The organism is Thermococcus prieurii, from assembly GCF_054657655.1.
This window is the reverse complement of sequence record NZ_BAAHYH010000002.1, coordinates 1,122,903-1,148,284: the sequence shown is the minus strand read 5'-3', so window position 1 is coordinate 1,148,284 and position 25,382 is coordinate 1,122,903. Positions and strand designations below refer to the sequence as shown.

Below are 25,382 nucleotides of genomic sequence, written 5' to 3'. Positions count from 1 at the left end.
TCACCTTAACTCAAGTTTAAGTTCGGGCGCCACTTTCTTTACCTCACCGAAGTGTTTATCCATCGTTACCAGCGTTAGCCCCCTGCTAATGGCAACGGCGGCAATTACCAAGTCCACGGCGGGAATTGGAGTTCCCCTCTTTACGAGCTTTTCCGAAAGCTCAACTGCCAATGCGTACTCCTTGGGTGTGGGGATTAGAACCCCCAGGTCAAGAACAACGCCTTTTGGATACTCGACGAGGTTGAGGGTCGTCGTGTACCCCCTGCTGGCATTTATCGTTCCTTTGACCATCTCAATCAGGACGTTCGTGTCGTAAAGCTTTTTGTCCTCTCCCATTCAAGCTCCCTCGCTTTTTTGTGATTAATCTCATATTTCTCAGCGGGAGTCGATGATATCTCGTCGAGTACGTTCTTTCCCAGGATTCTCCTGAATTCCTCCATTGACATCTCAGTCTTGGAGTTCTCAAGCTCTCTGAGGTATTCGGCTATTGCCCTTCTTGCAACTTCACTCCACTTTATCTCCGGATGTTCCTTCATCTTTCTGTACAGGTCAGGGGGTATCGAAAGCGTCATCGTTGGCATGGCACCACCGTACATAATTATGTGGAACCACATATTTAAGTTTTCTCACCACCCCAGCTTCCACGGCGTCGGGTGGAGGACCTTCTCGTTCACCAGCGGCCTCCACCAGTCCTCGTTCCTCAGGTACCACTCGACGGTCAGCTTTATGCCCTCCTCAAAACTCACCTTCGGACGCCACTTCAGGTCCCTCGTTATCTTCCAGGAGTCGAGGGAGTACCTCAGGTCGTGACCCGGTCTGTCCTCGACGAACTCTATCAGCGACTCGTCCTTTCCGAGGAGTTTGAGAATCGTTTTGACGACTTCGAGGTTCGTCTTCTCCTCGCCGGCGGAAACGTTGTAGACCTCCCTCGGCTCGCCCTTCAGAAGAACCGTCTCGACGGCCCTCACGTGGTCCTCAACGTAAATCCAGTCCCTGACGTTCTGGCCGGTGCCGTAGATTGGAACCTTGAGCCCCATGTTCGCCCTTATTATCGTCTTGGGTATGAGCTTCTCCGGGAACTGGTAGGGGCCGTAGTTGTTTGTGCATCTCGTTATTGAGGCGTTGAGCCCGTAAGTTCTCGTCCATCCGAGGACGAGGGTATCGGCGGCCGCTTTGGTGGCGGAGTAAGGGGATGAAGGCATCAGCGCGTCCTCCTCTCTAAAGGAGCCTCTGACTATGTCACCGTAGACCTCGTCGGTGCTTATGTGGACGAGCCTTACCTCGGGGTTCTCCTTCCGTATCGCCTCGAGGATTGTGTAAACGCCAATCACGTTGCTCCTGAGGAAGTGGTCGGGACTTGAGATGCTTCTGTCGACGTGGGTGTTGTGGGCTACTATGTTCCCGACACCAGCTATAAAGTTGTGAGATTTTTCGACCTCTAAGTCATAGACGTAGCCCTCGTACTCGATTTCAATTATCTCCCTTTTTCCAGCGGAAACATTGTAAAACAGCCTTGTCCTGATGGTGTATGAAGTATGGTTCCCATTTCTCGGCTTGCTTATATGGTACGTGTAATCAACACCCATCAGTGCCAGGAGCAATCCCAACCCAGCTGCCAGTCTTCTTGAAACCGTTGTATACTCGGCAGTCTTATCCCTTTTCCAGCGCCTATACGTTCCGTCTCCTTCTAATAACGTTTCCCAGAATAGCATTTGGTACTTCTTATCCAGTCCATACACGAAATCCGGAAGTCTTTTTTCTGAAGCATTTTTACCACAGAACCTTATGCACATTTGGTAAAATTCTTTGCTGTTTAGTTCCAGCTGATAAACTCCGTGTTTTCGTTTTGTAATTGAATATGAGCCGTTCGAAATTAGCGTATAATCTTCAGCCAAGCTCTTTAGCCATTCTTCATTGCTGTTATTTATGACCACAGTGTATGAGCCGTTTGCTTTGTTGTATGTAGCGTTTCCTTCTGAAATGTATGCTGCCAGGAGTTTTAGTAGTGCTTCTAATTTCTCTCCCGTGTATACCTTATCAAGAGTTACCCTTAAATGGCCGGTTCCCTCAGCACGAATCTTGGCAGTGTTTCTAAATTTGTGTTCATGTGGGTAGTAGTTTATCCTCCTAACTGCCAAAAGCTCCGGGTTTGAACCTGCATTGACGAGATTTCCAAAAACATCGTATACGGAGTGATTCGGGGTCACGCAGATTTCTCCCCACTTCTGGCGCAGGCATAGGAGTTTTCCCTTGTAATAATGCCTGATAATCTTTTTTAACGGAAACCATGCCCCACAGCCGTTGTAAAATGACAGCACCTTTATGTTTTTCCCCGAAACATCGATTATTTCATGCTTTCCGTCTTTTATCACTCTGTTGGTTTTGCTCAGTTGCTCAAATAATTCACCGAATGTTACAAGCTTTACCCTGCCATGTCTGTGAACTGCCACAAATTCATTTTCCGCAACGCTTTCGGCCGCGAAGTTAACGACCGCGTCAACCTGCTTTACGAGCCCCTTCATCAGCTCGAAGTCCGCTATGTCGCCCTTCACGAAGGTGTAGCGCGGGTCGTTTTCAACGTCCCTCAGGTTTGCCGGGTTCGAGCCGTAGCCGAGCTTGTCGAGGTTGATTATTTCCCAGTCTTTATGCTTCTCAAGGACGTAGCGGATGAAGTTGCTCCCTATGAAACCCATTCCTCCCGTTACGAGGAGTCTCATCCTTTCACCTCACAGGATTATCCTCGAGTTGTCGCCGACGACGAGCTTCTTCCCTAAGGGGTGGGAGTTGCCCTTTAGAATCTTAACCCCCCGCCCGATGACGCTCTCGACTATCCTGCCGGCGTTCCTAATCTCGCTGTCCGGCAGGATTATCGAGTCCTCCACCTCGGTGTTCTCAATGACGACGTTGTCGCCGATGCTCGTGTAGGGCCCTATGTAGGAGTTTCTGATTCTGACGTTCCTGCCGATTATCACCGGGCCCTTTATGACCGTGTTCTCGTCTATCTCGCTCCCCTCCCCGATGACGACCCTACCGTGAACCCTCGCCCTCGTCTCGATTCTCACGTCCGGTTTTAGGTCGTCGAGGATTAACCGGTTGGCGTCGAGCAAATCTTCAGGCTTCCCGGTGTCCTTCCACCAGCCCGTAACCTTGGTCCAGCCAACGCGGTAGCCGTGGTCGATGAGCCACTGTATTGCATCGGTAATCTCGAGCTCGTTCCTCCATGAGGGCTTTATGCTCCTCACCGCCTCGTGGATTACCGGCTTGAAGAAGTATATCCCGACAAGCGCGAGGTTGCTCGGCGGGTTCTTCGGCTTCTCAACGAGCCTCTTTATCGTTTTCCCGTCCTCGCTCAGCTCGGCGACGCCGAACTGCCTCGGGTCCGGGACCTCCGTGAGGAGGATGCTCGCGTCGTAGTTTCCCTTCTCGAAGTGCTCCCTGTGTTTGGCTATTCCCTCCCTCAGGATGTTGTCTCCGAGGTACATGACGAAGTCGTCATCGCCCAGGTAGTCCCTGGCCACAAGTATCGCGTGCGCCAAACCCTTCGGCTCTCCCTGGTAGATGAACTCTATCTCCGCGTCCCAGTCCCTGCTCATGACGGTTTCCTTCACCTGCTCGGCGTTTGGGCCGACTATTATCCCAATCTTGTGGATTCCCGCCTCGATGACATCCTCTATCGCGTAGAAGAGGACCGGCTTGTTGGCAACTGGAATTAGTTGCTTCTGCTGGGAGTACGTAAGGGGCCTGAGTCTCGTTCCGTGGCCACCGGATAGTATGAGTGCCTTCATCTCCATCCCCCCTCGAGCACGTCCTCAATCCTAAAAACTCCCCTGTCCACTATAACCTTTCCCTCCGCGTAGGCGTACCTGACCACAACGCTCCCGTTCAGGTTCTTCGGAAGCACGAACTCATTTCTGCCCTTCACGCCGTACCACTTCTTGAACACGAGCGTTCCGTTGTCGAGGTATCCCCATATCCCAAGTCCGGTCCCGGTCGCGTTCTCGAACTTGAGGACGACGGAGCCGTTTTCAGCGGTAACGACGACGTTCGGATGAAGGAAGCGGTAGACCTTGATGTAGCCGCCGTCGGAGTACACCAAGCGGTACCCCTTCATCCCGCCGTTGAAGAGGAGCTGGGCGAGCGTCGTCCTGAAGGCCTTTTCGTTCATGATGAACGCGTAGTCGTAGTTGAGGTTCACGTAGACGTAGAGGCCGTTTCCGCCTTTTCCCACGCGCTTGATGGACTTCCCAGCTTCAATAATCAGCTCTGCGGGGGTCACGGGTCCCCTCGGCGTCTGCACAGAGACGGAGATGGCGTTGCCGCTCCGCGCGAGGACGACGGAGTAGCCATCTCCCGAGAACACCATCGTCCCTCCTAGTCCTCCGTGAAGCCAGAGGGGCACGATGAAGTAGCCATCCCACCCCTTTATCCCCGCGGTGTCGAGTATGGACGGGAACTGAAGGGCTGTTGGAAGCGAGACGATGACGTAGTCAACGCCAAGGGTCATCAGCGTCCTGTTGGGCAGGAGGCCGAGGTAGTACTTTGCAACCAGTCTGCTTGGGCTTCCCTGTGCAACCGGTGCCCTGTGGGCGTAGTAGGTTACCCAGTGGCCGTAGTTCCACCAGGTGATGACAACGTCGTTTATAGCGGAGTGGTTGCCGATGTACTCCAGGGCGGCCTCCCAGTGGGGGTTCATGAAGGGCTCCACGTCCCACGTCGTCTTGACGCCCTCGATTGCAGTCACCGCTGGAACCAAGAGAACGAGGGCGGTGACGGCGAGCGCCGCGCCCTTCCTTTCCCTTCCCTTCACCAAGTCGGCCAGCTCAACGAGTCCAACCCCCGCCATAACCGCGACCGCAAGGGACCCTATGAAGAGGAACCGCGTCCATATCAGGAGCATTGGAACAGAGACGAACGCCAGGCCAAGGATGACGTAGTCGCCGAGCCTCTTTCTCCTGAAGCCCAGGAGGAACGCGGGGGCCGCGAGGAAGGAAAGGCCGTAAGCCTCCCAAAGGTCGTGGAGACCCGTTCTCTGGGTCTCTATTATCGGTGCGTTCACGAATATCCCCTTTACCAGCGACTCCGCGGTTCCGTAGTACCTGAGACCGATGAGGGCTGCGACGACCGCACCGGCTCCAACGACCCAGAGCCTCTTCCTTCCCCTGACCTTCCTCCCGACCACGAGGAGGACTACAATTGCAACCAGGGCAACCGGAACGGCGTACTTCAGGTAGGCCAGCAGAAACGCGTCTTTTATGAAGCCGAAGTGGAGGCCGAGCTTCTTCGCGAGGCTTTGTCCGAGTCCCCTGTCGTAGCCGACCATGCCGTAGTGGAAACGCCCGCCAATCCAGTTGGCGATGAGAACCCCCAAGACCGTTGAGAGCACGACCGCGAGTCCGTCGGCAATCTTCTCATCCTTTCCAAGGAGGAAAGCTCCGATTGAGAGGAGAACGGCGTTCGCCAGAACGAACGCGAATATCGGATAGTAAGCCTGCCAGAAGAACGCTGAAAGTCCGGTGGCAACGCCTGGAATCATATAAAAGGCGAACCTCTCATACCTCCATTTCTTCGGCTTCCAAGTCAGTCCGAGGGAGATTCCCAGGAGGGCGACGCCGTACCAGAAGAGCATGTAGTTGTCGCCGCGGTAGTAGCCCGCCATCGAGCGGAAGACGTGGCCGAAGCTAACCGCGAGGAGGAACGATGCCAGGAGCGCCTCCTTCTTCCCGTACAGTCGAAGGACCGCGAGGTACGTGAGGACGACCGTCAGCACGCCGAAGATTACAGGCGTGATTCTGAAGGCGTTGAAGACCGAAACTCCGAAAGGATGGAGGAGCTTGTACACGTAGGCCGGCGTCATCCAGAGGCCGAGCGGGTGGAAGAGCTTAATCTGCATGCCCCATGGGCCGAAGGCGTAGGGAAAGAAGTTCACCCAGCCGTGCTTGAGCGCGTACTCGATGTAGGCCAGGTGGAAGTACGGGTCGTAGCCGAGCAGGTACTTGAAGCGCATAGGTAGGAGCCTTACGACGAGCGCTACGGCCGTCACGACCGAAAGGGCAACCTTGGGCTCCAAGAACCTGGCGAGAACGTTTTTGGTTTTGTTTTCACCGCCCCCCATCAGAATCTCCCTCTCTTTCGCTGTTGTTATCCCTACGAAGGGGGGCAATAAAAGGATTGCGCAAGCGCTGGGGAGTTATTACCCCCGTTGAGCGCGGGGAAATGCCCCCAGGGACAAAAATTCGAATCATTTCAAAATACTATGGTGAATGTCCACCGGGGAGACTGAGGCGAAAGCTTCACCCCAAGCGAACCCCCTAAACTAGTGGTTCCATGGTCGGAGGGTCGTGGAATCGCTAACCAGGGGAAGTCCGTCAGGGATGAAGCTTCACTCCATCCTTTCCAGGGGCACTCCTCATTCCTTCTAACCCCCTCTTACACAGTCTGAAAATATCACGTCTGAAAGAGCCTCCTGACCACCGGGTCCGGGATTATGTATTCCCTTCCCACATGCTCCAGAAAGCCGTAGTTAACGAGCTTCTTGAGGAGCAGGTTAAGATTTTTGTCATCAATCCCCTTACCTTCTCTGAGTTCTAAGGCGTTCTTTATTTCCGTCCAGGAAGCAGAGTTCTTCCTAGAGGTGATGCCCGCTACGATTTCCATGATAGCCCTGTACCTTGGAGAAGTCCTGTCCAGTTCCTCAAACTCCGAACGAATGTATCCCTCAGCCTCGATGAGAACGTCCTGAATGGCATCCCAGTGTGTCTTCCCATCGACTCTGCTTGCCCCGTAGTGTGTCAGCCAGCCGGGTACACCATCAAGGGCCTTGATAGCGGAGAGTATTTCCTTTGGGCCCACAGACAATCCATATTCTTCAAAACCCCTCTCGAGGAACTCGAAACTCTGTGAGGGGGTGAACCTTGTTAGGGGTATTTTCACGTGATATCTGCCATAAAGGGGAGCTTTGTAGTCGTAAAAGCGCAGGAAGTTTTCAAGAACCCCCACCTGTGAGCCCGTCACAATCGTGATTATATTGGGAAGCTTATCGTAAACCCAGGCGAGGATTTTTGTAAAGTCCTCGTTTGCATATCTGAAGTACTGCGCTTCGTCGTACGCTATGATGAGCACGTCGTTGGAGTCGTTGAGCTCCCTCAGGATATCCGGCAAAGTGTATTCCCCGTCCTTCTTGAGCTTAAGTTTGACCCCCTTAATGGTGATACCCTCAATCGAGTCTGCTATTTTCGATAGCCGCCTTTTTTTGGAATGCTTTTTAATGCTAAGGAGTTCTCTCACAATTTGACCCTGGGGATTCTTTGAGTTGGCAGTTGAAATGGCCCTGGCGTCGATGATTATGTGGGGTATTTTGTACTTCTCGTGAAGGTCGTTCAGCGCCGCCGTGAGGAAAGTAGTCTTTCCAATCCTTCTCGGGCCAGTTATAACAAAGAAGTTCCTCCCGTTTTCGATTTTCTCAACCAGCTCCCAATACTCAGCCTTTCTTCCAAAGACTTCATCCATTGAAGCCTTTGGGCGAGTGTCAAAAAGCATTAGACCCTACCTGTTTCAGGTAGGGTCTAGTTGTTAATAAGGATTGCGATTTGATTTACCTCAAGACCAAAGAAGTAGACCTCACCTGAAACAGGTACCCTCTACTCTCCCCTCTGTATCTTTGCGTGACCACCGACGAGGCTTTTCCTCAGCTCGAGGTTCCTTATCTCGCACTTCTCGTCTATGATGGAGCGCCATATGGTGGAGTTCCTTATCACGGTCTTCCTGAATATTATCGAGTCACTGACGTCGGAGTTCTCAATGAGGCAGTCCTCGCCGATGTAGGCGAATGGCCCAATAATCGAGCGGCCCAGTATCTTCGCCCCGCGCTTTATGACGACCGGCGGGATTATCTTCGCGTAGGGACTTATCTGGATTTCCTCTATGCGGCTCTCCTTCAGAAGCGTCTTCAGAGCCTCCAAGTAGCTGTCCGCGCTTCCTATGTCGTACCAGTACTCGGAGAAGCGGTATGCCTTTATCGGTTCTCCCTTGGAGAGGAGCCACTGGACAAAGTAGCCCGGCGAATCCCTGTTCCCGTTGCTCAGGTAATCGTCGAGGAGCTCCATAACCCTCTCCGGAAAAACGTAGACGCCCGTACTGATTAGCGTCGAACGCGGCTGTGCCGGCTTCTCCTCAAACGCCACCACCCTGTCCCCCTCAAGCACGACAACACCGTAGCGCTTGGCCAGCTCAAGGTCGCCGACGTCGTAGACCGCTATGAGGGTTTCGCCAGAGTACCTCGCCAGGAAGTCCCCCAGTGAGAATGAGAAGAGGTTGTCACCGGCGATGACGAGGTAGTCGTCCAAACCGAGCTCATCGACGGCTTTCTTCATTGCCCCTATCGTCCCGAGCTTCTCCTCCTCGTGGAGCGTGTCTTCGACGATTAGCTCGACGCCGTACTCTTCCGCGACCGGCCTGAAGTGGGACTCAAAGAAGCGGTTCGTCGAGATGTAGACCGGGAGGTCGAGGTTGAGGACCTTCTCGAGGATGTAGTCTATTATCTTCTTCTCCCCGACAGGGAGCAGTGCCTTCGGGTTGTCCTTCGTTATCGGCCACAGCCGAGTTGCGTAGCCGCCTGCCATGATTAGGACCTTCACGGTTCTTCCCTCCGAAGTGCCTTTGAAATCGAATCCATAAATTCCTCAATATCCGACAAGTTATCCTGGAGTATCTCATAAATAAACTCATCATCAACCTCCCAGTAAATGTGAACGAGTCTGTTCCGGAATCTCGTCATGAGAACAAGTCTCTTGGTTAAATCATCGTTAATGATTCCCCTTTCGTTTAAAACCCTGAATGAATCTGCGTAGTCCTTTGGAAGCCTCATTTTGTTCTTTGATATCAGGTGGTAGGCAATGTCAATGCACGCTTCGATTGCAACAAGAAGGTTGTACTTTGCGCTTGACACATAGTGTCTGTTCTGAAGAAATTCCTCCTTAGGAAGTTCCGAGAGCTCATAAAGTGCCTCCAGAGCAGTCCTCGCCTCTGACATCAGGCGAGTTACCTTCTCCTCATCGTATTCCAAGGACCTCCCTCCTGTACATGTCCAGGTAGTATGAGTAATCGTGATACTCCCTCATCGTCCCCTCCTCGAAGTCGCACCGGGCTTTCTCGTCCCTGCTGAAGAGCAACAGGCCCCCAATGGCGCGGAACCTGAACGTTACAGGAGCGTCGTTGAGAACTCTAACGTCAACCGGAAGCCCGATTATTCTTGAGAGCTCCTCTTCCAGCTCCTCCTCGTAGAACGGGTGAACCTTTGACTTAACGTAGACTGCAACGTCCACGTCCCTGAAGGGACCGTCCTCGAGGAAGGAACCGTGCAGGTAGGCGAAGGCAACCTCATCTCGTTTCAGAAGAAACTCCCTGAGCAGCTTGATAATTCTTTCTTTTTCTTCCTTCCCAAGCGTGTAAACCCGCATGGTAGTGAGTATGGTGTTGGATACAAAAAACTTTCCCAAACCTTAATAACCTTCCTTCAAACTCCCAACGGTGATGGCATGAGGGTTCTTGTAACCGGCGGGGCAGGCTCATGGAGCTCGGACACGAGGTTAGGGTCCTCGACGACCTGAGCGCGGGCAGTCTGGACAACGTAAGGCGGTGGCTCGATAACGGGCGCTTTGAGTCCATAAAGGGCGATATGAGAAACCTCGAGATTGTAAAAGATGCCGTTAAAGACGTTGAAGCCGTCTTCCACCTCGCCGCCAATCCCGAGGTTAGAATCGGCTCCCAGAGCCCTGAGCTCCTCTATGAAACCAACGTGCTGATAACCTACAACCTCCTCAACGCGATGAGGATTCGAGTGCGAAATACATCATCTTCACGAGCTCCTCGACGGTCTACGGTGATGCCGAGGTTATACCAACTCCCGAGGACTACGCCCCCCTCGAGCCCATAAGCGTCTACGGCGGGGCGAAGCTCGCGGCTGAGGCCTTGATAAGCGGCTACTCACACACCTTCGGCTTCAGGGCATTAATCTTCCGCCTGGCGAACATCATAGGTGAGCGCTCCAACCACGGCGTAATCTATGACTTCATCAACAAGCTCAGGAGGAACCCAGAAGAGCTTGAGATACTCGGCGACGGAACCCAGAGGAAGAGCTACCTCCACGTGAGCGATACCGTTGAGGGCATGCTCAAAATATTCGAGCACTTTAAAGGAACCGGGAAAACCGTTGACTTCTACAATCTCGGCAACGACGACTGGATAACAGTCCGGGAGATAGCGGAGATAGTGAGCGAGGAGATGGGCCTTAAGCCGAGGTTCGTCTTCACGGGCGGCGTCGACGGCGGCAGGGGCTGGAAGGGTGACGTTAAGTTCATGCGCCTCAGCATAGAGAAGGCAAAGAAAACCGGCTGGAGGCCGAGGCTCAGCAGCTATGAAGCCGTGAGGAGAACGGTTAGGGAGCTCCTCTAACCGAAAACTTTTTAAACCCTCCAGCGCCCTTAATCTCGGACGCGCCCGGGTGGTGTAGCCCGGTCAATCATGCGGGACTCTCGATCCCGCGACCCGGGTTCAAATCCCGGCCCGGGCACCATAATTCTCGCGGGCCCGTGGCTCAGCCTGGTCAGAGCGCCCGCCTGATAAGCGGGAGGTCCGGGGTTCGAAGCCCCGCGGGCCCACCACATCAGCCCTTGCTTGCGCAAGCGCTGGCGGAAGATTAAGTGCTTTTTTGAAGTGTTCATTTCTGAGTGGGTTTTTATCTACTTGCTTCTTTGGTGAGTGTTCCACTCTTTAAACGGCGTCCTTCGGACGCCAATGACAAAGTTGGAACTGCTTGAAAAGCCTTGTTTTGGTGTTAAACCCTGTCTAATCTTGCTCTTTTGTTAGTGCACGACTGACTTCTTGCTCTCTGGTGAGAAGGGCGTTCCTTTCGCCAGCCTTTCCCAAAGGCTGTTGCAAAGTTTCATCAAAGTTCGTGATTCTCTTTTGAGTTGCTGTTCTTTGAGTGGATTTCTCTTGATTGCTCCTGTGGAAGGGTGAATTTTTCTAAGGGCGTCTTTTAACAAGGGGTTCAAGCCTTTTTGCGCTCCTTCGGAGCGCGGTTCAAGCAGAACCCGTGTGAAGGAGTCCTTAGAGTGTGAATTCAAACTTTCAACGGCTGACTTGATTTTGAAATCCTTTGAAGAGGAGCCCTAAAGAGGAATCACAAGCTTTTTGGTCAAGCTTTGTTAAAGCTTGCTGGCGAAAAGTTTGACCAAAAGTGTTTGACTGTCCAAGAGTGAAGTTTATAGTTCGTGCACGTCAGGGGGAGTGTCTCTTGTTTGGGGTTTCTCTTGACTTGCTCTTTGGTGAGTGTTTCTCTCTTTGAAGGCGCCCCTCTGGGCGCCCTTTTAAGTTGTAACACTTCCTCCCAAACCTACTCTGGAAGTAAACCCCAAAGCTATTGGGGTGCTTGATGAAGCATGCAACTTTTCCTTGCCTTTTCGGATAGTTAGACCATTTTGGTCAAGCTTTGCGCAAGCAAAGCTTGCGGGGAGTAAAATTTATAAATCCTCCCCTTTAGCTATCAACGGGCACAGCCCCGTGGTGTAGCGGCCAAGCATGCGGGACTCTGGATCCCGCGACCGGGGTTCGAATCCCCGCGGGGCTACCATCGTTTAAGGGCTCCAGAACCCCGAACCCCCTCTCTTAAATTCCCTTCTCGAACCTCGTGTTATACCTCAAGACGTATTTTTGCCGTTGATGTTCATCCTAACTTGTCGTGTTTTGTGACGTTTTTTTACCTCACTGGCTTCGTTGGAGGGACCTTGGAGGTTCCAGTTCCCTAAACTCTGGAAAATATCCAATCGTTCCTCTAACGAAAAAAGGCATTCCTTCGACTTCGGTGGTGTTGTCCGTTGATGTTTCCTTGTACCACCAAATGAACCCCTTCCAGCAGTTTTTACTCATTTAAAGTCTCTTTTCGAACTTTTGAGGCAGGTTTAAATACTCCTGTGACTTAATTTTCCCAAGGCCGGGTCTTACTCCGGTCGGGAGGTCGTAGTCATGAGGAAGGATTTTGAAAGTGAGATTGTTGACATGCTCCGGGAGAGGGAGCTCACGGTTGCGTTTCTCACGCGGTTTTTAACGGAGAGGGGCTTTGACGTCACCCGTCAGAGGGTTGAGAGAACGCTGAGGAAGCTCGTGAGCATGGGTCTCGTCGAGGCGAGGGTCGGCAACAACGGCAGAAAGCACTACAGGTTGGCACGGTGATTGCCATGGGAACCTCCTCGGTCATACTCGGAAACAGCCGGAGGATGCTCCTCATAGAATACCTCCGAAGCTGTGAGGGGAAGGCCGAGCTGAGGGACGTTGTTGAATTCATAGCCGAGAATGAGGGGAACACTGACAGGAAGCACAGGAAGAGCGTCTACGTGAGCCTCGTTCAGACGCATATCCCGAAGCTTGAGCGAGAGGGAGTTATCACATTCAAGCACGGCGTTATCACCCTCGTTAAGGTCCCGGACGACGTTACGGTTTACATGGAAACTGTAAAGAAGAACGACATAAGCTGGAGTTCGTTCTACATCGGACTCTCGGTTATGTTCTTCATAACCGCCCTCTACCTAAACAACCTTCACCTTGCCCTCGCGTCGCTGGTTTACGCCGGTGTTGGGGTCATTCACCATAGAAAAATGAGGCGCATCTGAGCCTTTTTCTTTGGGTAATCTCCCATTACCGGCCGTTAATCCGACATTTCATATATACCCCAAAGGTTCAATGAATCAGTGAGCAACCCCACGGGGTTGCAGAGGCACTGCGTTGATTTCACCGTTGCAGTGGTCGTGAGTGTGTCTTGGTTTAGGGATGAACTTTCACTCTCACCGCTGGCTTCTCTACCACAGTGCCTCCCTAATCCGGAGGCGAAAAAAGATGAGAAAGAATATTGCCCTTGGAATTTTTGGCCTGTTGGTGGCCTTTGGCCTTGTCTTAGGGGCTGGAGCCAACTTCAGGGACTACCACGCCAGCAGGAGCGTCCACTGGGATATCGTCAGCGACGATAACGAACTCATTGACCTAACTCCCCTTCAGCCCTACGCGTACATAAACAGCGGTGGCGTTCTGGTGGTGGATATCAGTCCGGACAACCCGAACTACCCAGGCTACGGCCAGGGCCTCAGCCCGAACTCGGAGTACAACTTCGACGAGGTCTTTGAGGTAAGCAACGACCTTTGGGAGAACAACATGAGCATAGTCGTTAGGATTACAAACGCCAACACGGCGATTCAGTTCTACGGCGCCGACCACGACGTGCACGACGCCGCGACCGGAGCGATTGTCTACCGCAGTGACATGGCCAAGAACGACGTCTGCTTCACCCTTGGTCCGGGAGAAGCCGCCAAGATAGGTATGGACTTCACCGTCGGAAACAACGCGCTCAACACCACTGAGAGCAGCACCATACACATTCAGGCATGGAGGCTCGGCACCGAGCCTGATGAACTCGCAGGAAAATGTGGACAGCCGGGACAGTGAGGGGGTGTAAAAGATGAATAAACTGTTTGGATTGGCCTTATTGATGGTTGGAATGCTCCTGGCCGTTGGAGCCGGAGCCAATTTCAGGTACTACTCTGCCGACAGGCAGGCGAGCTTTACCGTCGTTTCAGACGATAACGAGCTCATTGATTTGACTGCCCTCCAGCCCTACGTAACCTACGACGCTGGAAAACTCTACGTGGACATAAGCAAGTACAACCCGAACCACCCTGAATACGGCGGTGCTGGAATGAGCCCGAACACGACGTACGTCTTTGAGGAGATGTTCGAGGTCAGCAACGAGCTGTGGGAGAACAACAACACCGACTACCCGATATGTGTCACCATCACGACCGGGAACGACCATGTGTTAATCTTCGCCGGCGACTACGGAAACGAGATTGCCGGACCGGCCCACAACCTCAAGTTCACCGTTGAGCACGGAAGCCCTGTAAAGATTGGCATGATATTCAACAACACCAACGTCAGCATGGGCGAGTACCAGTTCCAGATGAACGTAGAGGCTCAGGCTGGTGCATGCGGACAGTGATTTCTTTTCGGGGCCTTTGCCCCAACCCCTTTGAGGGGGAGTTGATATGAGAAAACTAATCGAACTCACGTTTGCCATCATCGTTCTCGTTTTCATCACCGGTTCGTTAGTTGGCTTCTTCCTTGACAGGCCCGTTTTTCTCTCGTACGCTTACTCCAAGAGCATGACCCCCACTATAGACAAAGGTGACCTCTTTTTGATGAACCCATTCGCGAGGAACTTCGACGTCGGGGACATAATAGTCTTCCACCGCAGGGATGGCTGGACCGTCCACAGGATATTCGCCGTGACCGAGGAGGGTTTCATAACGAAGGGTGACAACAACGTGGCAACGGACCAGCAGGATGGCCTTTACAAGCCCGTTAAAGAATCTGACATCGCCGGAAAGGTCGTGGTTGTCCTCGGCCACCCCCTGGTCATCCGCGGCGGCGGTGCGTTCATACAGTCCCTTAGGGCAAGGCTGAACAACGTCTACGCCATAGCGTTTCTGCTTCTCGTGGGGGCCTTTCTAACGTTCTCGGGGGGCTCCAAACGGAAAAGGCGAACTAAATACTACCGAGTCAGTGTTAAGACCCTCTACGCAGTTGTTTCCGTCTTCATAATAGCGGGTTTTCTCTTCGTGACGGTGGCATCATGGGGAACTCTCGCATTCACTTACTCATCGACCCTCGCCGGTGGTCAGAGGGAGGGATGGTACCTCCCGGGTTCAACCTTCGAAAAGAACCTGAGCGTCCACAACAACGCGGTTTACCCCTTCTACTACTTCGTGGAGGGGGGCAGTGAGCGGGCGGAGCTCCTGGGACCTAATTTCCTGAGGCTCACTGGGGGTTCGAGCGCCAACGTCTCGGTTCACGTCACGGTTCCTAAGGACACGCGGATTTACAGGGAAGAGTTCAGCGTGCGCTCGTACCCTGCCATACTGCCGGCGTCCTTCGTTATCTTCCTGTACTCCCTAAACCCGTACCTGCCGCTGGTCGCCTACGCCCTTCTGCTGTCCGCGGTCCTCTGGGCGTTCTACCGCCTCGCGGGGATTTCCGAGGGTGACGTCATTAGAATCAGAAAAAGGAGGGGAAGCGTTCTCTCCAAGGTACTCGGAGATGGTTAGCATGAGAAAGTTCATACTCTTCACATCGTTCCTGCTGGGACTGCTCCTCATAGTGGGTTCGAGCGGGAACTTTAGGGAATACACGTCCCAGAGGGACGCGGACTTCGCCGTGGTGGATGGCAGCAACTCCTACGTTGCGTACCATTGCCTTCAGGGGCCGGTTATGCTGAACGCAAGTTCGGGCGTTGAATTCGCCGCGATAAAGCTTGAGAACCTGATGGACAGGATCATAACGGTTCGCGTCGTCGGCGATTACTCCAGCCTTCCTGATGGTATCAACGGGAGCGTGGACGGCTCCACTTACACACTCGAACCCGGCGAGGAGGTCTCGATTGGCGGTAGTTTTTCCGCCGGTGACGACGTCGAAAACGGAACTTACGGTGTTCCGCTGACGGTCTACGCCGAATGGGATGGTGGAAGCGCCGAACTCAAGGACTGCTCGATGTACGTCACCGTTAGGAGACCGACTTATGTGCTGAAGAAGGGAATAGTCGGGGACGTCTACAACTACACGACGAAGAAGGTCTACCGCATAACGCTTCAGCTCAACTTCACGAACAATGGACCAAGTGGGGACTTTGTCATAAAGGACTTCATCCCCAACCCGGGATGGAAGGCCATATACGTGCCCCTGCCCCCGGAGCCAACGACAGGAAACGTCAGCTACACCCTTGGGTTCTCGTGCTGTCATTGCTCTGGCATGGTGATAGTATGGAGGGTTCACGTCGCCCACGGGGCAACGGTGACCCTGAACATCCCCATGGAAGTCGTTTTCTTCCGCAAAGGGGACTATACACTCAACTGCGGTGCGCATCTCTGCGGGACGCACGTCGTCTCGAACCGCGTCACCGTTCACGTAACTGGAGGTAGGTGATTATGAAAGTTGATAAGAGAAAGGCTTTCCTGGTTGGGATTGCCTTTTCAATTTCCCTTGCCGTTGTTTTCGGCATGTACTCAAGCCTAGCCTACTCAAGGGCTCCCATAACGACCCACGCAACGTATTCAACGCTCTACGTCGAGGAGGGACACTTCAAGCACTCTGGATTTTTCTCGAACGAGACGGTGTACAAGAACGGAACGTCTCTTGAGTACTACCCCTCGAAGATAACCGAGGAACTGCTCGGTAACTACACCTTCACTTCGTCCCCGGGCACCATGGGAAGCTACGAGGCGACGCTTCACGTGAAGTATTACGTTTCCTCCGGGAAGAAGAAGGTCTACATCCTCAACGAGAGCTCCTCGCTCGGCAGGGGGACCTTCGCGGGTTCATTCACCCTTCCCGTTGAGTTCAACATGAGTGCCCTCGACGCGAGGCTCAAGGAGGTAAGGGAAGGAACGGGACTCTACCGCGCCGAGAGGGAAGTTTACTTCGTCGTCAAGGTGCGAGCCAACGGCAGGGAACCCTTCACCCAGGAAATCCGCCTGAACCGCGACGCCTCGGGAATGCTGTACTTCAGCGGTGCCGACAAGGAGTACAAGAAGGTCGTCAGGAACGTGAGCACGACCACGAACTCGGTGTCGTTCCTCGGCTCGGACGTCGGCGTCTCAACGGCCAGAACGGTCTTTCCAGCGATGGCGCTTCTCTTCGCCATCCCGCCGGCGGGCTTCATGTACGCGAGGAGGGAGAGAAAGGAGACGGAGCCTAAGGAGTTGAAGGGTCTGAGGAAGTACACCGTCGAGGGAACCGTTCCGGAGGGAAGGCGCGTCGAGCTGTCTTCTCCGCGCGACCTGGAGAGGGTCTTTGAGCTCGTTGACAGGCCGATAATTCATTACCGCGACGGCGAGACGGACGTCTACGCGGTTGCAGACGGAGAGACGGTTTACGAGTACCGGGCGAATTAGCCCGGGCACCAACAACTTTAAAAGCCCAAGCTAAAAGCCACCTTAGGAGTTCTAAAAAGGGTTAGAGGTGGTTAGAGATGAACCCGTTCCACGACATAGAGCCCGGACCGGAGGTTCCGGAGGTTGTCTACGCCCTTATAGAGATTCCGAAGGGGAGCAGGAACAAGTATGAGCTCGACAAGAAGACTGGTCTCATAAAGCTCGACCGCGTTCTCTACAGCCCGTTCTTCTACCCGGTTGACTACGGTATAATCCCGCAGACCTACTACGACGACGGCGACCCGTTCGATATAATGGTCATAATGCGCGAGCCGGTTTACCCGCTCACCCTCATCGAGGCCAGGCCGATAGGCATAATGAAGATGAACGACTCCGGCGACAAGGACTGGAAGGTTCTCGCGGTTCCCGTTGAGGACCCGTACTTCAAGGACTGGAAGGACATCGACGACGTCCCGAAGGCCTTCCTCGACGAGATTGCCCACTTCTTCCAGCGCTACAAGGAGCTCCAGGGCAAGGTCACCGAGATAGAGGGCTGGGGCAACGCCGAGGAAGCGAAGAAGGAAATCCTCAGGGCCATAGAGCTCTACAAGGAGAAGTTCGGGAAGAAGGAGTGACTCCTTCTCAACTCTTTTTGGAGGTCAGGCCATGTACAAGCTTTTGACGGTTAAGGACGTTGTCAGGATTCCGCCCAGGATGTTCACGATGGACCCGAAGGAAGCCGCCAAGAAGGTCCTCCGCGAGACCTACGAGGGCATCTACGATAGGGACGAGGGGGTTATTCTGGCAATCCTCGACGTCCACGACGTTGGCCAGGGAATAATCGTTCCAGGCGACGGAGCCACTTACCACGAGGTAACCTTTGACGTCCTCGTCTGGAAGCCCGAGAACCAGGAGGTCGTCGAGGGCGAGGTCGTTGAGATGATGCCCTACGGTGCCTTCATCAGAATCGGCCCGATGGACGGTCTCGTCCACATAAGCCAGCTCATGGACGACTACGTCGTCTTCGACGAGAAGAACAGGCAGTTCATAGGCAAGGAAACCAACCGCGTCCTCAAGCTCGGCGACTTCGTGAGGGCGAGGATAATCGGCATAAGCGTCAAGAGCAGAATCATTAGGGAGAACAAGATTAACATGACCATGCGCCAGCCCGGTCTCGGAAAGTTCGAGTGGATTGAGAAGGAGAAGAGAAAGGCCAAGGAGGAGTGAGCATGGCGAAGGAGAGGGCCTGCAGGCACTGCCACTACATAACGACCGAGGATCGCTGTCCCGTCTGCGGGAGCAGGGATTTGAGCGACGACTGGTTCGACCTCGTCATAATCCTCGACACCGAGAGCAAAATTGCCAAGAAGCTCCGCGAGAGCATACCAGAGGCCGCCAAGGTTCCCGGCAAATACGCCATAAGGGTCAGGTGAAATGCTGTTCCGCCTAACTGAAGAGCTCCGGCGAGAGCTCAAGGAACCGCTGGGAGAGCTGATAAGGGGCCCGATTCCGGAGCCCTACCTTCGGATTAAGGACGAGCTTAGGGGTAAAACCGTAATCACCGTCGGAGACGTCGTTACCGAGAACGTCCTCAAGCTTGGCATTTCTCCTTCCTTGGCTTTATACGACCTCAGGACGAAGAGGGCCGACTATTCTCCTGACATAAACGCGAAGGCCGTCTTCATGACCGTTTCAAATCCTCCTGGAACCATAACGAAAGCTTTATTAGACGCCATCAGAAAGGCCTTCCGCCTCGTCGAGCGGGGCAGGCCGGTTCACATACTCGTCAGCGGTGAGGAGGATTTGGGGGCGATTCCGGCGGTGCTCTACGCCCCTCTCAACTCGGTCGTCCTCTACGGCCAGCCCGACGAGGGGGTAGTGCTTATAAAGGTAACACCCGAATGCAAGCGCAGGTGTGCGCAGATACTTGCCAAGATGGAGGTGGTTCGTGATGGAGATTAAGGTGACCGAGATAAGGGAGAACAAGCTCCTCGGGAGAAAGGAGATATACTTCGACATCATCCACGAGGGCGAGCCTACCCCGAGCAGGGAAGCGGTGAAGGGTAAGCTCGTCGCCATGCTCGACCTCGACCCGAACACTACCGTTCTTCAGTACATCAGGAGCTACTTCGGAAGCCACGTCAGCAAGGGCTACGCCAAGGCCTACGAGACGAGGGAGAGGATGCTCTACATCGAGCCCGAGTACATCCTCGTTAGGGACGGCCTCATCCAGAAGGAGGAAGAGTGAGGTGGTATAAATGGCGAAGAAGAAAAAGACCAGCCAGAAGTGGAAGCTCTACGAGGTTAAGGGCGGAAAGGTCGTCAGGAAGAACAAGTTCTGCCCGCGCTGTGGGCCCGGAGTTTTCATGGCCGACCACGGCGACCGCTGGGCCTGCGGAAGGTGTGGCTACACCGAGTGGAAGAAGTGATTTCCCTTTCTTTTCTCTCTGGCGGTCAAAATGCCCACCTACTACGGTCTCAGAATCCTGCTCGACGAGAACGTCTATGAGCCGGCGGAGGATACGTTTCTCCTCGCCGAGACCCTTGAGGTTAAACCCGGTGAAACGGCGCTTGACGTTGGAACCGGGACGGGGATTATAGCCCTCCTCATGGCGAGGAAAGCCAAACGCGTTCTCGGCGTTGACGTGAATCCAAAGGCCGTAGAGCTCGCAAGGAAAAACGCCCTGCTGAACGGAATCGGGAACGTCGAGTTTCGCCTGAGCGACCTCTTTGGGAACGTCTCGGGAAGGTTTGACGTGATAACCTTCAACGCCCCCTACCTGCCGGGTGAGCCGGAGGAGGCCATAGATTTGGCCCTCGTCGGTGGGGAAACCGGGAGGGAGGTAATAGACCGGTTCATCCGAGAGGTGCCTGAGTACCTGACCGAGAACGGCAGGGTTTACCTCGTCCAGAGCTCGATAACCGGGATTGAAGAAACGCTGAATCTTTTCCGGAAAGCCGGCCTTAGGGCTGAGGTCGTCGCCAAAAGGCACCTCTTCTTTGAGGACATCGTGGTTGTTCAGGCCAGGCGGTAGCGCCTTATCTCGTGGAGGAGCTTCACCTTGGGCCTCTCGTTACCTTCCTCGGGCTCCTCGCTAGGGAATAGAACTATCTCCCTCGGCTTGAGCATGGGTTCGGGTTTTATGCGCATCATGGTTGTGGGCTCGGCTTTAGCTTTTTAAACCTTTCGCAGATTGACGAAGGAATTTTCGACGATGCACAGTCGCGACCAATCAGGTTTTTAAAACCTCCTCCGAGTTTGGGTTAGGTGAGACTAATGGCGATAGTGGTCAAGGCCAACCCTAACATGCCCGAGGAAATCGCGCTTCTCTTCAGGAAACAGCACTACGAGCTCGTCGGCAGGCACAGCGGAGTTAAGCTCTGCCACTGGCTCAAGGAGAGCCTCACCAAGGGCCGCTTCTGCTACAAGCAGAAGTTCTACGGCATAGCGAGCCACCGCTGTTTGCAGATGACGCCGGTCTTAGCCTGGTGCACCCACAACTGCATCTTCTGCTGGCGCCCGATGGAGGGCTTTCTCGGAACCGAACTGCCCCAGCCCTGGGACGACCCTGCTTTCATCGTCGAGGAGAGCATAAAGGCCCAGAGAAAGCTTCTCGTCGGCTACAAGGGCAACCCCAAGGTTCCGAAGGAGAAGTTCGAGGAAGCGTGGAACCCGAAGCACGCGGCGATTAGCTTGTCGGGCGAGCCGATGCTCTATCCGTACATGGGCGACCTCGTTGAGGAGTTCCACAGGAGGGGCTTCACGACCTTCATAGTCACCAACGGAACCGTTCCGGAGAGGCTGGAGGAGATGATTAGGGAGGACAAGCTCCCAACGCAGTTCTACGTCTCGCTGACCGCTCCGGACATCGAGACATACAATCGCGTAAACGTCCCGATGATTCCCGACGGCTGGGAGAAGATAAAGGAGACGCTTAAGCTCATGCGCGACGCGGAAACGAGGACGGTGATAAGGCTCACCCTCGTCAAGGGCGAGAACATGCACAGCCCGGAAAAGTACGCCGAGCTGATTAAGCTGGCGAACCCGATGTTCGTCGAGGCCAAAGCTTACATGTTCGTCGGCTTCTCGCGGAACAGGCTCACCATCAACAACATGCCGAGGCACGAGGAAATCAGAGCCTTCGCTGAGGAGCTCGTGAAGCACCTGCCAGGTTATCACATCGAAGACGAGTACGAGCCGAGCAGGGTCGTTCTCATCATGCGCGACGATGTGGACAGCAGAGGAAGGGGATTGACGGGAAGGTTCATCTCTGATTGATTCCACGCCACGTGGAAAACTTTATTTATATTCCCGACTTTTCTCCTCTAGGGGTGTTAGGGCTATGAATATGAAAAGGGTATTAACTATGATGCTACTCATAGTGCTTTTAACGATTCCGTACTCCGCCGCCGGTAGCGTCCTAGATAACGCTTCTAGGGTCTTCATCGGGGTCAATTCGTATGCGGACACCGTTCCGCTGAAGGCGTACTCACTGCTCGCACTTGATTCAATGGCCGGAAAGGTTCACAACGAGACCCCCCTTTTTGTCTCCATTGAAAACATTACCAAGAGCCTGCTCTCAATGCAGAATCCGGACGGGGGTTGGGGCTATCACGCGAATGAAATCAGCACCCCCCAGGATACTGCACTTGCGTTGATAGCTCTCAACTATTCCCTTACAGTTTCGAGGGAGTTTGGGGTTGGGCTGGATGAAAACGCCCTTCTAAAGGCCCTTCGAGAGGGGGAGAGCTATCTCCTGGACTCCTACTCCTCCCCCGGTTGGGGCTACGTTTCCGGTTCCGTCCCCAAGTTCTATCCAACCGCGCTCTCCCTCTGGGCCCTCGGCACCCTCGGGCTGAAGTACTCCAACAGCCTCATCGTTAAAACGGCCGCAGATTTCATAGCGAACGCCTCGGACCTTTCCCCGGAGTACATGGCCCTAAGGCTGATTGCCTTCCATGCCGTTGGTTATCCAAACGTGACCCCATACCTTTCCAAGTGCCGCGAACTGCTCTCAAGTGACACCCTAAACGAGTATCAGAGGGCGATACTCACCTACGCGGTCATACTCTACGACCCCCTAAGCTTCGACGTCGGTAGGTCCCTCGCGATACTCGAGAGCTTGGGGATGAGGAACGATACATACTTACTCGTGACCGAAGGGGTCCCCTTCATGACGAGGAACGACTTGATGGCAACGGCATACGCCGTCATGGCGTTTTCTAGCGTTTCCGACGTTCTCGTCAATGCTTCTCCCCGCAATCCTCGGGGTTTCCTTTACAACGACCTGGTTTCTCGTCAGAACCCCGACGGTGGCTGGCCGCTCCTCAAGAGTGGTATCTCCTCGGCGAAGGCCACTTACTACGCCCTCCTCGGAATCTCTGCCTCTGGGAATCCGTCTGGAGCCGTTGTGAAGAAGGCCGTCGCGTGGGCCAGGAACCACCTCCCCTCAGCCGAGGAGGCCGCTCGGGTCCGTGGCACCGTAACGGATGACTACTACTATACCGCCATGATACTCATTAAATTTGGGAATTTGTCCTCCGCCGAAAAGGACGAGTTAATCAACTTCACCCGGTCCCTTGAATCTGCCCCTGGCCTCTGGAGGGGTCTCTTTGGTATTCCCCAGCCATATCAGACGGCCCTTGGTCTGAACCTGCTTCTGGCTCTCGGTTACAGGGGGGAAGATGTGGACCTCGCCGCAAATTGGCTGCTCTCAATAAGCCCATCCGGCTGGGGCGTTAGGCTTAACTACTTCATGCCCGCCACCACCGGGATGGACGTTCCAACAACTGTCACCGTGCTCGAGGCCCTCTCCAAGGTAGTGTCTCCCGAGAAGTTGACTCCCCACGTCAAGTGGCTGATTGAGCAGAGGCTTCCGAGCGGTGTCTGGGGATACTTTGGAAAAAGTGTCACCATGCTTGGTAGAGTGTCTTACGCAACCCCCTCAATGGAATACACCGTGAGGGTCGTCGAGGTCCTGAGGAAGCTTGGTTATGACTACTCCAGGGACGTCCTCCCGTGGGTTCTCAAGCATGCCCTTGACTCCAACATGAGCACGGTTGATGAGGGCCTAGCCCTCCAGTTCCTCAGCGGCTTCAATCTCCTGCCCCCCACGACCCTCTACGAGGTAATTGAGAGCTTGGAGAGCGGAGGTCAGTGGTACCTCAACTACTGGGAGGGCTACGACTTCATCGCCCAGGAGATTGCCTCATCTCTCCTTCCAGAGACTGTGATAACGCTCGTTAAGGGCAACTTAATGCCGAGTGCCGGAAACCACATAATCATAGCCCCCATCGGTCTTGTGAACGTTTCCCGCTACAATCCGTTCGTCTCCGTCTATGTCAATGGCACTTCCGTTGTTGTAAACGGTCGTGAGTACCCGCTCTCAACGAGCATCGTCCTGGTGCCCGGAAGGACCCAGGATGGGGGCTACGTCCTCGTAATCCTCGTCGGTAAGGATGCCGTTGATGGTGTCCCAGTACTCTTCACGAGTGGCCTCTACCGCTACCTCCACGGTGCATACATGGTTCTCAGTGCCGTTGATAAGAACAACGATGGGAAAATTGAACCTGAAGAAATAACACTGCTGGGGTTGGGGTGAAGGCCCTTGAGGGCCCTGATAATAGGAATCGGACAGTGTGGGACGAAGATAGCCGACCTCTTCGCGCTGGTTGACTTTGAAACCCTCGCGGTAAACACCTCCCGCGGTGACTTGGAGTACCTCAAGCACGTCCCGCAGGACAGGAGAATACTCGTTGGGGAGAGCATAACGGGGGGCAAGGGAGTCAACGCGAACCCAATACTGGGTAGAGAGGCAATGAAGCGAGACCTACCGCTCGTGATGCGCAAGATAAACTCCATAGTCGGTTACGAAGACGTTGACATCTTCTTTCTAACCTTCGGCTTCGGCGGTGGAACCGGTGCCGGCGGAACGCCCGTCCTTGCTGAGGCCCTCAAGGAGGAGTACCCGGACTCGCTCGTCGTTGCCATCGGCGCGCTCCCGCTCAGGGAAGAGGGGATAAGGCCCACAATCAACGCGGCGATAACGATAGACAAGCTCTCCAAGATTGCGGACTCGATAATCGCTATAGACAACAACAAGCTGAAGGAGGGCAACGACGACATAAGCCGGGCCTACGAGAGGATTAACTATACCATAGTCGAGAGGATAGCCTCGCTTCTTGCCTTAGTCGACGTCCCCGGCGAGCAGACCCTTGACGCGAGCGACCTCAAGTTCGTCCTCAAGGCCTTTGGAAGCTTTGCAACGGTTGGCTACGCCAAGGCTGACGCGAGCAAGGTGAAGAGCCTGTCGAGGCTAATCATCAAGTCCTTCGAGAGCGAGGGACTGTATTTGGATGCCAACATTGAGTCCGCCCTCTACGGTCTCGTTGCCATACACGGCCCGCCGGAGGTTCTCAAGGCTGGAGACATCTTTGAGGCCCTGGACTACCTCACGGGCAAAATCAGGGGCAAGCAGATTTTCCGGGGCTTTTACCCTGACCCACGCGAGAGGGAAGTTGAAGTCGTTACGCTCCTCAGCGGAATCTACGAGAGCAAGAGCATCGAGGAAATCGTTAAAACTGCCAAGCAGTACGCGAGGTCCTTCATGGAGGCTAAGAAGGAGGCCGAAACCAAGAAGAGTGAACTGCTCAGTGGTCTGCCGGATTTCGACGATGTCTACAACGCACCGATTATTGGGGACGTTGTTGAGGATGACGGTTCCGATGTGGAGAGTGTTGTGAAGAGCCTCAGGAGGAAGAGAAATGGTTGACCTAACGGTCAGGGACTCGGTTGAGGTTGCCCTCGAGCTCGACGAGAAGTCCGTTTACTCACACATCGCCCACGACAGTGCAGAGGACATAATCAGAATTATCTCCTCCCTCGACGCGGAGAGGGCAAAGCTCAGGGGGGAGGTCATCTACTACGCCGACGACTGGGATGCTCTCATACGGGAGAGGATAGCCAAAGGAAAGCGTCACACGGCTTTTGACTTCTACAATCCGACTCTACTTGACATCTGGGAGGAGAAGGTTAAGTTTGGAAAGAAGCTAAAGCTGATTGAGAAAGCCGCTTACTCTATCCTGGGGGTTCTCGTTGCTGGAACTGGGGTTGCAACAATATTAACAGGCTCTCCATTTGTTCTCATCGGCCTCTCGGTAATCCCCCTAGCAATCGCCGTGAGGGATAGGGTGAAGAGCTCGCTCGACCTTATCTACTACGAGCTGACCCAGTTTTTCATTGACGAACTCAGAGAGATTGTTTCAAAACACGGTCTTAACCCCGGCCGGTACAAGTTTAAACTTTTCACTGGGGGTTATTTTGGGGTAGAGACTAGGAGAACACCTTCTGGCATATTTGCGGTTGTTGAAGACAAATCTGCGGAGTAACCGTTAAATATAGTCCAATCCAACTAT

28 protein-coding genes, 3 tRNA genes and 1 pseudogene are annotated in these 25,382 nt (G+C 54.0%); 22 read left to right on the top strand and 10 right to left on the bottom strand.

The genetic code is table 11. The features are described from left to right. From ACYQ04_RS09640 to mntA, 9 genes are all read right to left on the bottom strand, one after another. The gene (locus ACYQ04_RS09640; protein ID WP_460129124.1) at positions 1 to 336 is read right to left on the bottom strand and encodes a type II toxin-antitoxin system VapC family toxin; all 336 of its coding nucleotides are present in this window, start codon (positions 334 to 336) and stop codon (positions 1 to 3) included. Further along, positions 297 to 581, bottom strand: a complete 285-nt coding sequence (locus tag ACYQ04_RS09635; RefSeq protein ID WP_460129122.1) for a hypothetical protein — start codon at positions 579 to 581, stop codon at positions 297 to 299. Before ACYQ04_RS09635 ends, ACYQ04_RS09640 begins: the two co-directional genes overlap by 40 nt. Positions 582 to 626: 45 nt before the next feature. Further along, on the bottom strand, positions 627 to 2,717 hold the full coding sequence (rfbB, locus tag ACYQ04_RS09630; protein WP_460129120.1) for a dTDP-glucose 4,6-dehydratase: 2,091 nt from the start codon (positions 2,715 to 2,717) through the stop codon (positions 627 to 629). A 9-nt stretch (positions 2,718 to 2,726) separates the two neighbouring features. Next, positions 2,727 to 3,785: a glucose-1-phosphate thymidylyltransferase gene (locus ACYQ04_RS09625; protein ID WP_460130148.1), complete on the bottom strand. Its 1,059-nt coding sequence runs from the start codon at positions 3,783 to 3,785 to the stop codon at positions 2,727 to 2,729. Next, positions 3,782 to 6,112 (bottom strand): STT3 domain-containing protein, encoded by a 2,331-nt coding sequence (locus ACYQ04_RS09620; protein WP_460129118.1) that lies wholly within the window; start codon positions 6,110 to 6,112, stop codon positions 3,782 to 3,784. The genes ACYQ04_RS09625 and ACYQ04_RS09620 overlap by 4 nt, the downstream gene beginning before the upstream one ends. Positions 6,113 to 6,444: 332 nt before the next feature. Continuing rightward, a complete protein-coding gene (locus ACYQ04_RS09615; protein WP_460129113.1) occupies positions 6,445 to 7,506 on the bottom strand; it encodes an AAA family ATPase in 1,062 nt (353 codons plus the stop codon). A gap of 131 nt (positions 7,507 to 7,637) precedes the next feature. Then, entirely contained in the window at positions 7,638 to 8,633 is a 996-nt protein-coding gene (locus ACYQ04_RS09610; RefSeq protein WP_460129110.1) for a sugar phosphate nucleotidyltransferase, read from the bottom strand. Next, entirely contained in the window at positions 8,630 to 9,061 is a 432-nt protein-coding gene (hepT, locus tag ACYQ04_RS09605) for a type VII toxin-antitoxin system HepT family RNase toxin (RefSeq protein ID WP_460129108.1), read from the bottom strand. Before hepT ends, ACYQ04_RS09610 begins: the two co-directional genes overlap by 4 nt. Then, on the bottom strand, positions 9,048 to 9,455 hold the full coding sequence (gene mntA / locus ACYQ04_RS09600; RefSeq protein ID WP_460129106.1) for a type VII toxin-antitoxin system MntA family adenylyltransferase antitoxin: 408 nt from the start codon (positions 9,453 to 9,455) through the stop codon (positions 9,048 to 9,050). Before mntA ends, hepT begins: the two co-directional genes overlap by 14 nt. Before the next feature lie 78 nt (positions 9,456 to 9,533). Here mntA and ACYQ04_RS09595 point away from each other — a divergent pair. From ACYQ04_RS09595 to ACYQ04_RS09510, 18 genes and pseudogenes are all read left to right on the top strand, one after another. After that, positions 9,534 to 10,449 (top strand): annotated as a pseudogene (locus ACYQ04_RS09595) (NAD-dependent epimerase/dehydratase family protein). Between the two features lie 43 nt (positions 10,450 to 10,492). Continuing rightward, a tRNA-Glu gene (locus ACYQ04_RS09590) sits at positions 10,493 to 10,570 on the top strand. 10 nt (positions 10,571 to 10,580) lie between these two features. Further along, positions 10,581 to 10,658, top strand: a tRNA-Ile gene (locus ACYQ04_RS09585). An 895-nt stretch (positions 10,659 to 11,553) separates the two neighbouring features. Beyond that, positions 11,554 to 11,629, top strand: a tRNA-Gln gene (locus ACYQ04_RS09580). Between the two features lie 392 nt (positions 11,630 to 12,021). Beyond that, on the top strand, positions 12,022 to 12,228 hold the full coding sequence (locus ACYQ04_RS09575; RefSeq protein ID WP_099209633.1) for a helix-turn-helix domain-containing protein: 207 nt from the start codon (positions 12,022 to 12,024) through the stop codon (positions 12,226 to 12,228). A 5-nt stretch (positions 12,229 to 12,233) separates the two neighbouring features. After that, complete coding sequence (locus ACYQ04_RS09570) at positions 12,234 to 12,665, top strand: DUF7344 domain-containing protein (protein WP_099209634.1); 432 nt, start codon at positions 12,234 to 12,236, stop codon at positions 12,663 to 12,665. A 223-nt stretch (positions 12,666 to 12,888) separates the two neighbouring features. After that, positions 12,889 to 13,491: a DUF1102 domain-containing protein gene (locus ACYQ04_RS09565; protein ID WP_099212392.1), complete on the top strand. Its 603-nt coding sequence runs from the start codon at positions 12,889 to 12,891 to the stop codon at positions 13,489 to 13,491. Positions 13,492 to 13,504: 13 nt separating this feature from the next. Further along, positions 13,505 to 14,041 carry a DUF1102 domain-containing protein gene (locus ACYQ04_RS09560; RefSeq protein ID WP_099209635.1) on the top strand — a complete coding sequence of 179 codons (537 nt, stop codon included), beginning with the start codon at positions 13,505 to 13,507 and terminating at the stop codon, positions 14,039 to 14,041. A 46-nt stretch (positions 14,042 to 14,087) separates the two neighbouring features. Continuing rightward, complete coding sequence (locus tag ACYQ04_RS09555) at positions 14,088 to 15,146, top strand: signal peptidase I (RefSeq protein WP_460129101.1); 1,059 nt, start codon at positions 14,088 to 14,090, stop codon at positions 15,144 to 15,146. Continuing rightward, positions 15,139 to 16,020 carry a COG1470 family protein gene (locus ACYQ04_RS09550; RefSeq protein ID WP_460129099.1) on the top strand — a complete coding sequence of 294 codons (882 nt, stop codon included), beginning with the start codon at positions 15,139 to 15,141 and terminating at the stop codon, positions 16,018 to 16,020. The genes ACYQ04_RS09555 and ACYQ04_RS09550 overlap by 8 nt, the downstream gene beginning before the upstream one ends. Positions 16,021 to 16,022: 2 nt before the next feature. Continuing rightward, on the top strand, positions 16,023 to 16,988 hold the full coding sequence (locus tag ACYQ04_RS09545; RefSeq protein ID WP_460129098.1) for a DUF5305 family protein: 966 nt from the start codon (positions 16,023 to 16,025) through the stop codon (positions 16,986 to 16,988). Between the two features lie 77 nt (positions 16,989 to 17,065). Then, the gene (locus ACYQ04_RS09540; RefSeq protein ID WP_460129097.1) at positions 17,066 to 17,602 is read left to right on the top strand and encodes an inorganic diphosphatase; all 537 of its coding nucleotides are present in this window, start codon (positions 17,066 to 17,068) and stop codon (positions 17,600 to 17,602) included. Positions 17,603 to 17,633: 31 nt separating this feature from the next. Beyond that, on the top strand, positions 17,634 to 18,194 hold the full coding sequence (locus ACYQ04_RS09535; RefSeq protein ID WP_042691412.1) for a DNA-directed RNA polymerase: 561 nt from the start codon (positions 17,634 to 17,636) through the stop codon (positions 18,192 to 18,194). Positions 18,195 to 18,196: 2 nt separating this feature from the next. After that, positions 18,197 to 18,400, top strand: coding sequence for a transcription elongation factor subunit Spt4 (gene spt4, locus ACYQ04_RS09530; protein WP_042691415.1), 204 nt, complete (start codon positions 18,197 to 18,199; stop codon positions 18,398 to 18,400). Between the two features lies 1 nt (position 18,401). Further along, complete coding sequence (locus ACYQ04_RS09525; protein ID WP_167729102.1) at positions 18,402 to 18,929, top strand: GTP-dependent dephospho-CoA kinase; 528 nt, start codon at positions 18,402 to 18,404, stop codon at positions 18,927 to 18,929. Beyond that, positions 18,919 to 19,215, top strand: a complete 297-nt coding sequence (locus ACYQ04_RS09520; RefSeq protein WP_167729101.1) for a 30S ribosomal protein S24e — start codon at positions 18,919 to 18,921, stop codon at positions 19,213 to 19,215. The genes ACYQ04_RS09525 and ACYQ04_RS09520 overlap by 11 nt, the downstream gene beginning before the upstream one ends. A gap of 10 nt (positions 19,216 to 19,225) precedes the next feature. Continuing rightward, complete coding sequence (locus tag ACYQ04_RS09515) at positions 19,226 to 19,396, top strand: 30S ribosomal protein S27ae (protein WP_460129096.1); 171 nt, start codon at positions 19,226 to 19,228, stop codon at positions 19,394 to 19,396. A 30-nt stretch (positions 19,397 to 19,426) separates the two neighbouring features. Next, positions 19,427 to 20,002 carry a HemK2/MTQ2 family protein methyltransferase gene (locus ACYQ04_RS09510; protein WP_460129094.1) on the top strand — a complete coding sequence of 192 codons (576 nt, stop codon included), beginning with the start codon at positions 19,427 to 19,429 and terminating at the stop codon, positions 20,000 to 20,002. Here the strand turns inward: ACYQ04_RS09510 and ACYQ04_RS09505 are convergent. Then, positions 19,987 to 20,121 (bottom strand): hypothetical protein, encoded by a 135-nt coding sequence (locus ACYQ04_RS09505; RefSeq protein ID WP_460129091.1) that lies wholly within the window; start codon positions 20,119 to 20,121, stop codon positions 19,987 to 19,989. The two genes, ACYQ04_RS09510 and ACYQ04_RS09505, sit on opposite strands and share 16 nt — an antisense overlap. Before the next feature lie 123 nt (positions 20,122 to 20,244). Between ACYQ04_RS09505 and twy1 the strand changes: the two genes are divergently transcribed. The 4 genes from twy1 to ACYQ04_RS09485 all read left to right on the top strand — a co-directional run bounded on the left by twy1 (position 20,245) and on the right by ACYQ04_RS09485 (position 25,355). After that, a complete protein-coding gene (twy1, locus tag ACYQ04_RS09500; protein ID WP_460130146.1) occupies positions 20,245 to 21,246 on the top strand; it encodes a 4-demethylwyosine synthase TYW1 in 1,002 nt (333 codons plus the stop codon). Between the two features lie 64 nt (positions 21,247 to 21,310). Further along, on the top strand, positions 21,311 to 23,569 hold the full coding sequence (locus ACYQ04_RS09495) for a prenyltransferase/squalene oxidase repeat-containing protein (protein WP_460129089.1): 2,259 nt from the start codon (positions 21,311 to 21,313) through the stop codon (positions 23,567 to 23,569). Between the two features lie 6 nt (positions 23,570 to 23,575). Further along, positions 23,576 to 24,739 (top strand): FtsZ/tubulin family protein, encoded by a 1,164-nt coding sequence (locus ACYQ04_RS09490; RefSeq protein WP_460129088.1) that lies wholly within the window; start codon positions 23,576 to 23,578, stop codon positions 24,737 to 24,739. After that, positions 24,732 to 25,355, top strand: a complete 624-nt coding sequence (locus tag ACYQ04_RS09485; RefSeq protein WP_460129085.1) for a hypothetical protein — start codon at positions 24,732 to 24,734, stop codon at positions 25,353 to 25,355. Before ACYQ04_RS09490 ends, ACYQ04_RS09485 begins: the two co-directional genes overlap by 8 nt. Positions 25,356 to 25,382 lie beyond the last annotated feature (27 nt).

Coding starts and splice junctions, on each gene's coding strand:
- ACYQ04_RS09640 (WP_460129124.1), bottom strand. CDS start 336: ATGGGAGAGGACAAAAAGCTTTACGACACGAACGTCCTGATTGAGATG.
- ACYQ04_RS09635 (WP_460129122.1), bottom strand. CDS start 581: ATGCCAACGATGACGCTTTCGATACCCCCTGACCTGTACAGAAAGATG.
- rfbB (WP_460129120.1), bottom strand. CDS start 2,717: ATGAGACTCCTCGTAACGGGAGGAATGGGTTTCATAGGGAGCAACTTC.
- ACYQ04_RS09625 (WP_460130148.1), bottom strand. CDS start 3,785: ATGAAGGCACTCATACTATCCGGTGGCCACGGAACGAGACTCAGGCCC.
- ACYQ04_RS09620 (WP_460129118.1), bottom strand. CDS start 6,112: ATGGGGGGCGGTGAAAACAAAACCAAAAACGTTCTCGCCAGGTTCTTG.
- ACYQ04_RS09615 (WP_460129113.1), bottom strand. CDS start 7,506: ATGGATGAAGTCTTTGGAAGAAAGGCTGAGTATTGGGAGCTGGTTGAG.
- mntA (WP_460129106.1), bottom strand. CDS start 9,455: ATGCGGGTTTACACGCTTGGGAAGGAAGAAAAAGAAAGAATTATCAAG.
- ACYQ04_RS09575 (WP_099209633.1), top strand. CDS start 12,022: ATGAGGAAGGATTTTGAAAGTGAGATTGTTGACATGCTCCGGGAGAGG.
- ACYQ04_RS09570 (WP_099209634.1), top strand. CDS start 12,234: ATGGGAACCTCCTCGGTCATACTCGGAAACAGCCGGAGGATGCTCCTC.
- ACYQ04_RS09565 (WP_099212392.1), top strand. CDS start 12,889: ATGAGAAAGAATATTGCCCTTGGAATTTTTGGCCTGTTGGTGGCCTTT.
- ACYQ04_RS09560 (WP_099209635.1), top strand. CDS start 13,505: ATGAATAAACTGTTTGGATTGGCCTTATTGATGGTTGGAATGCTCCTG.
- ACYQ04_RS09555 (WP_460129101.1), top strand. CDS start 14,088: ATGAGAAAACTAATCGAACTCACGTTTGCCATCATCGTTCTCGTTTTC.
- ACYQ04_RS09550 (WP_460129099.1), top strand. CDS start 15,139: ATGGTTAGCATGAGAAAGTTCATACTCTTCACATCGTTCCTGCTGGGA.
- ACYQ04_RS09545 (WP_460129098.1), top strand. CDS start 16,023: ATGAAAGTTGATAAGAGAAAGGCTTTCCTGGTTGGGATTGCCTTTTCA.
- ACYQ04_RS09540 (WP_460129097.1), top strand. CDS start 17,066: ATGAACCCGTTCCACGACATAGAGCCCGGACCGGAGGTTCCGGAGGTT.
- ACYQ04_RS09535 (WP_042691412.1), top strand. CDS start 17,634: ATGTACAAGCTTTTGACGGTTAAGGACGTTGTCAGGATTCCGCCCAGG.
- spt4 (WP_042691415.1), top strand. CDS start 18,197: ATGGCGAAGGAGAGGGCCTGCAGGCACTGCCACTACATAACGACCGAG.
- ACYQ04_RS09525 (WP_167729102.1), top strand. CDS start 18,402: ATGCTGTTCCGCCTAACTGAAGAGCTCCGGCGAGAGCTCAAGGAACCG.
- ACYQ04_RS09520 (WP_167729101.1), top strand. CDS start 18,919: ATGGAGATTAAGGTGACCGAGATAAGGGAGAACAAGCTCCTCGGGAGA.
- ACYQ04_RS09515 (WP_460129096.1), top strand. CDS start 19,226: ATGGCGAAGAAGAAAAAGACCAGCCAGAAGTGGAAGCTCTACGAGGTT.
- ACYQ04_RS09510 (WP_460129094.1), top strand. CDS start 19,427: ATGCCCACCTACTACGGTCTCAGAATCCTGCTCGACGAGAACGTCTAT.
- ACYQ04_RS09505 (WP_460129091.1), bottom strand. CDS start 20,121: ATGATGCGCATAAAACCCGAACCCATGCTCAAGCCGAGGGAGATAGTT.
- twy1 (WP_460130146.1), top strand. CDS start 20,245: ATGGCGATAGTGGTCAAGGCCAACCCTAACATGCCCGAGGAAATCGCG.
- ACYQ04_RS09495 (WP_460129089.1), top strand. CDS start 21,311: ATGAATATGAAAAGGGTATTAACTATGATGCTACTCATAGTGCTTTTA.
- ACYQ04_RS09485 (WP_460129085.1), top strand. CDS start 24,732: ATGGTTGACCTAACGGTCAGGGACTCGGTTGAGGTTGCCCTCGAGCTC.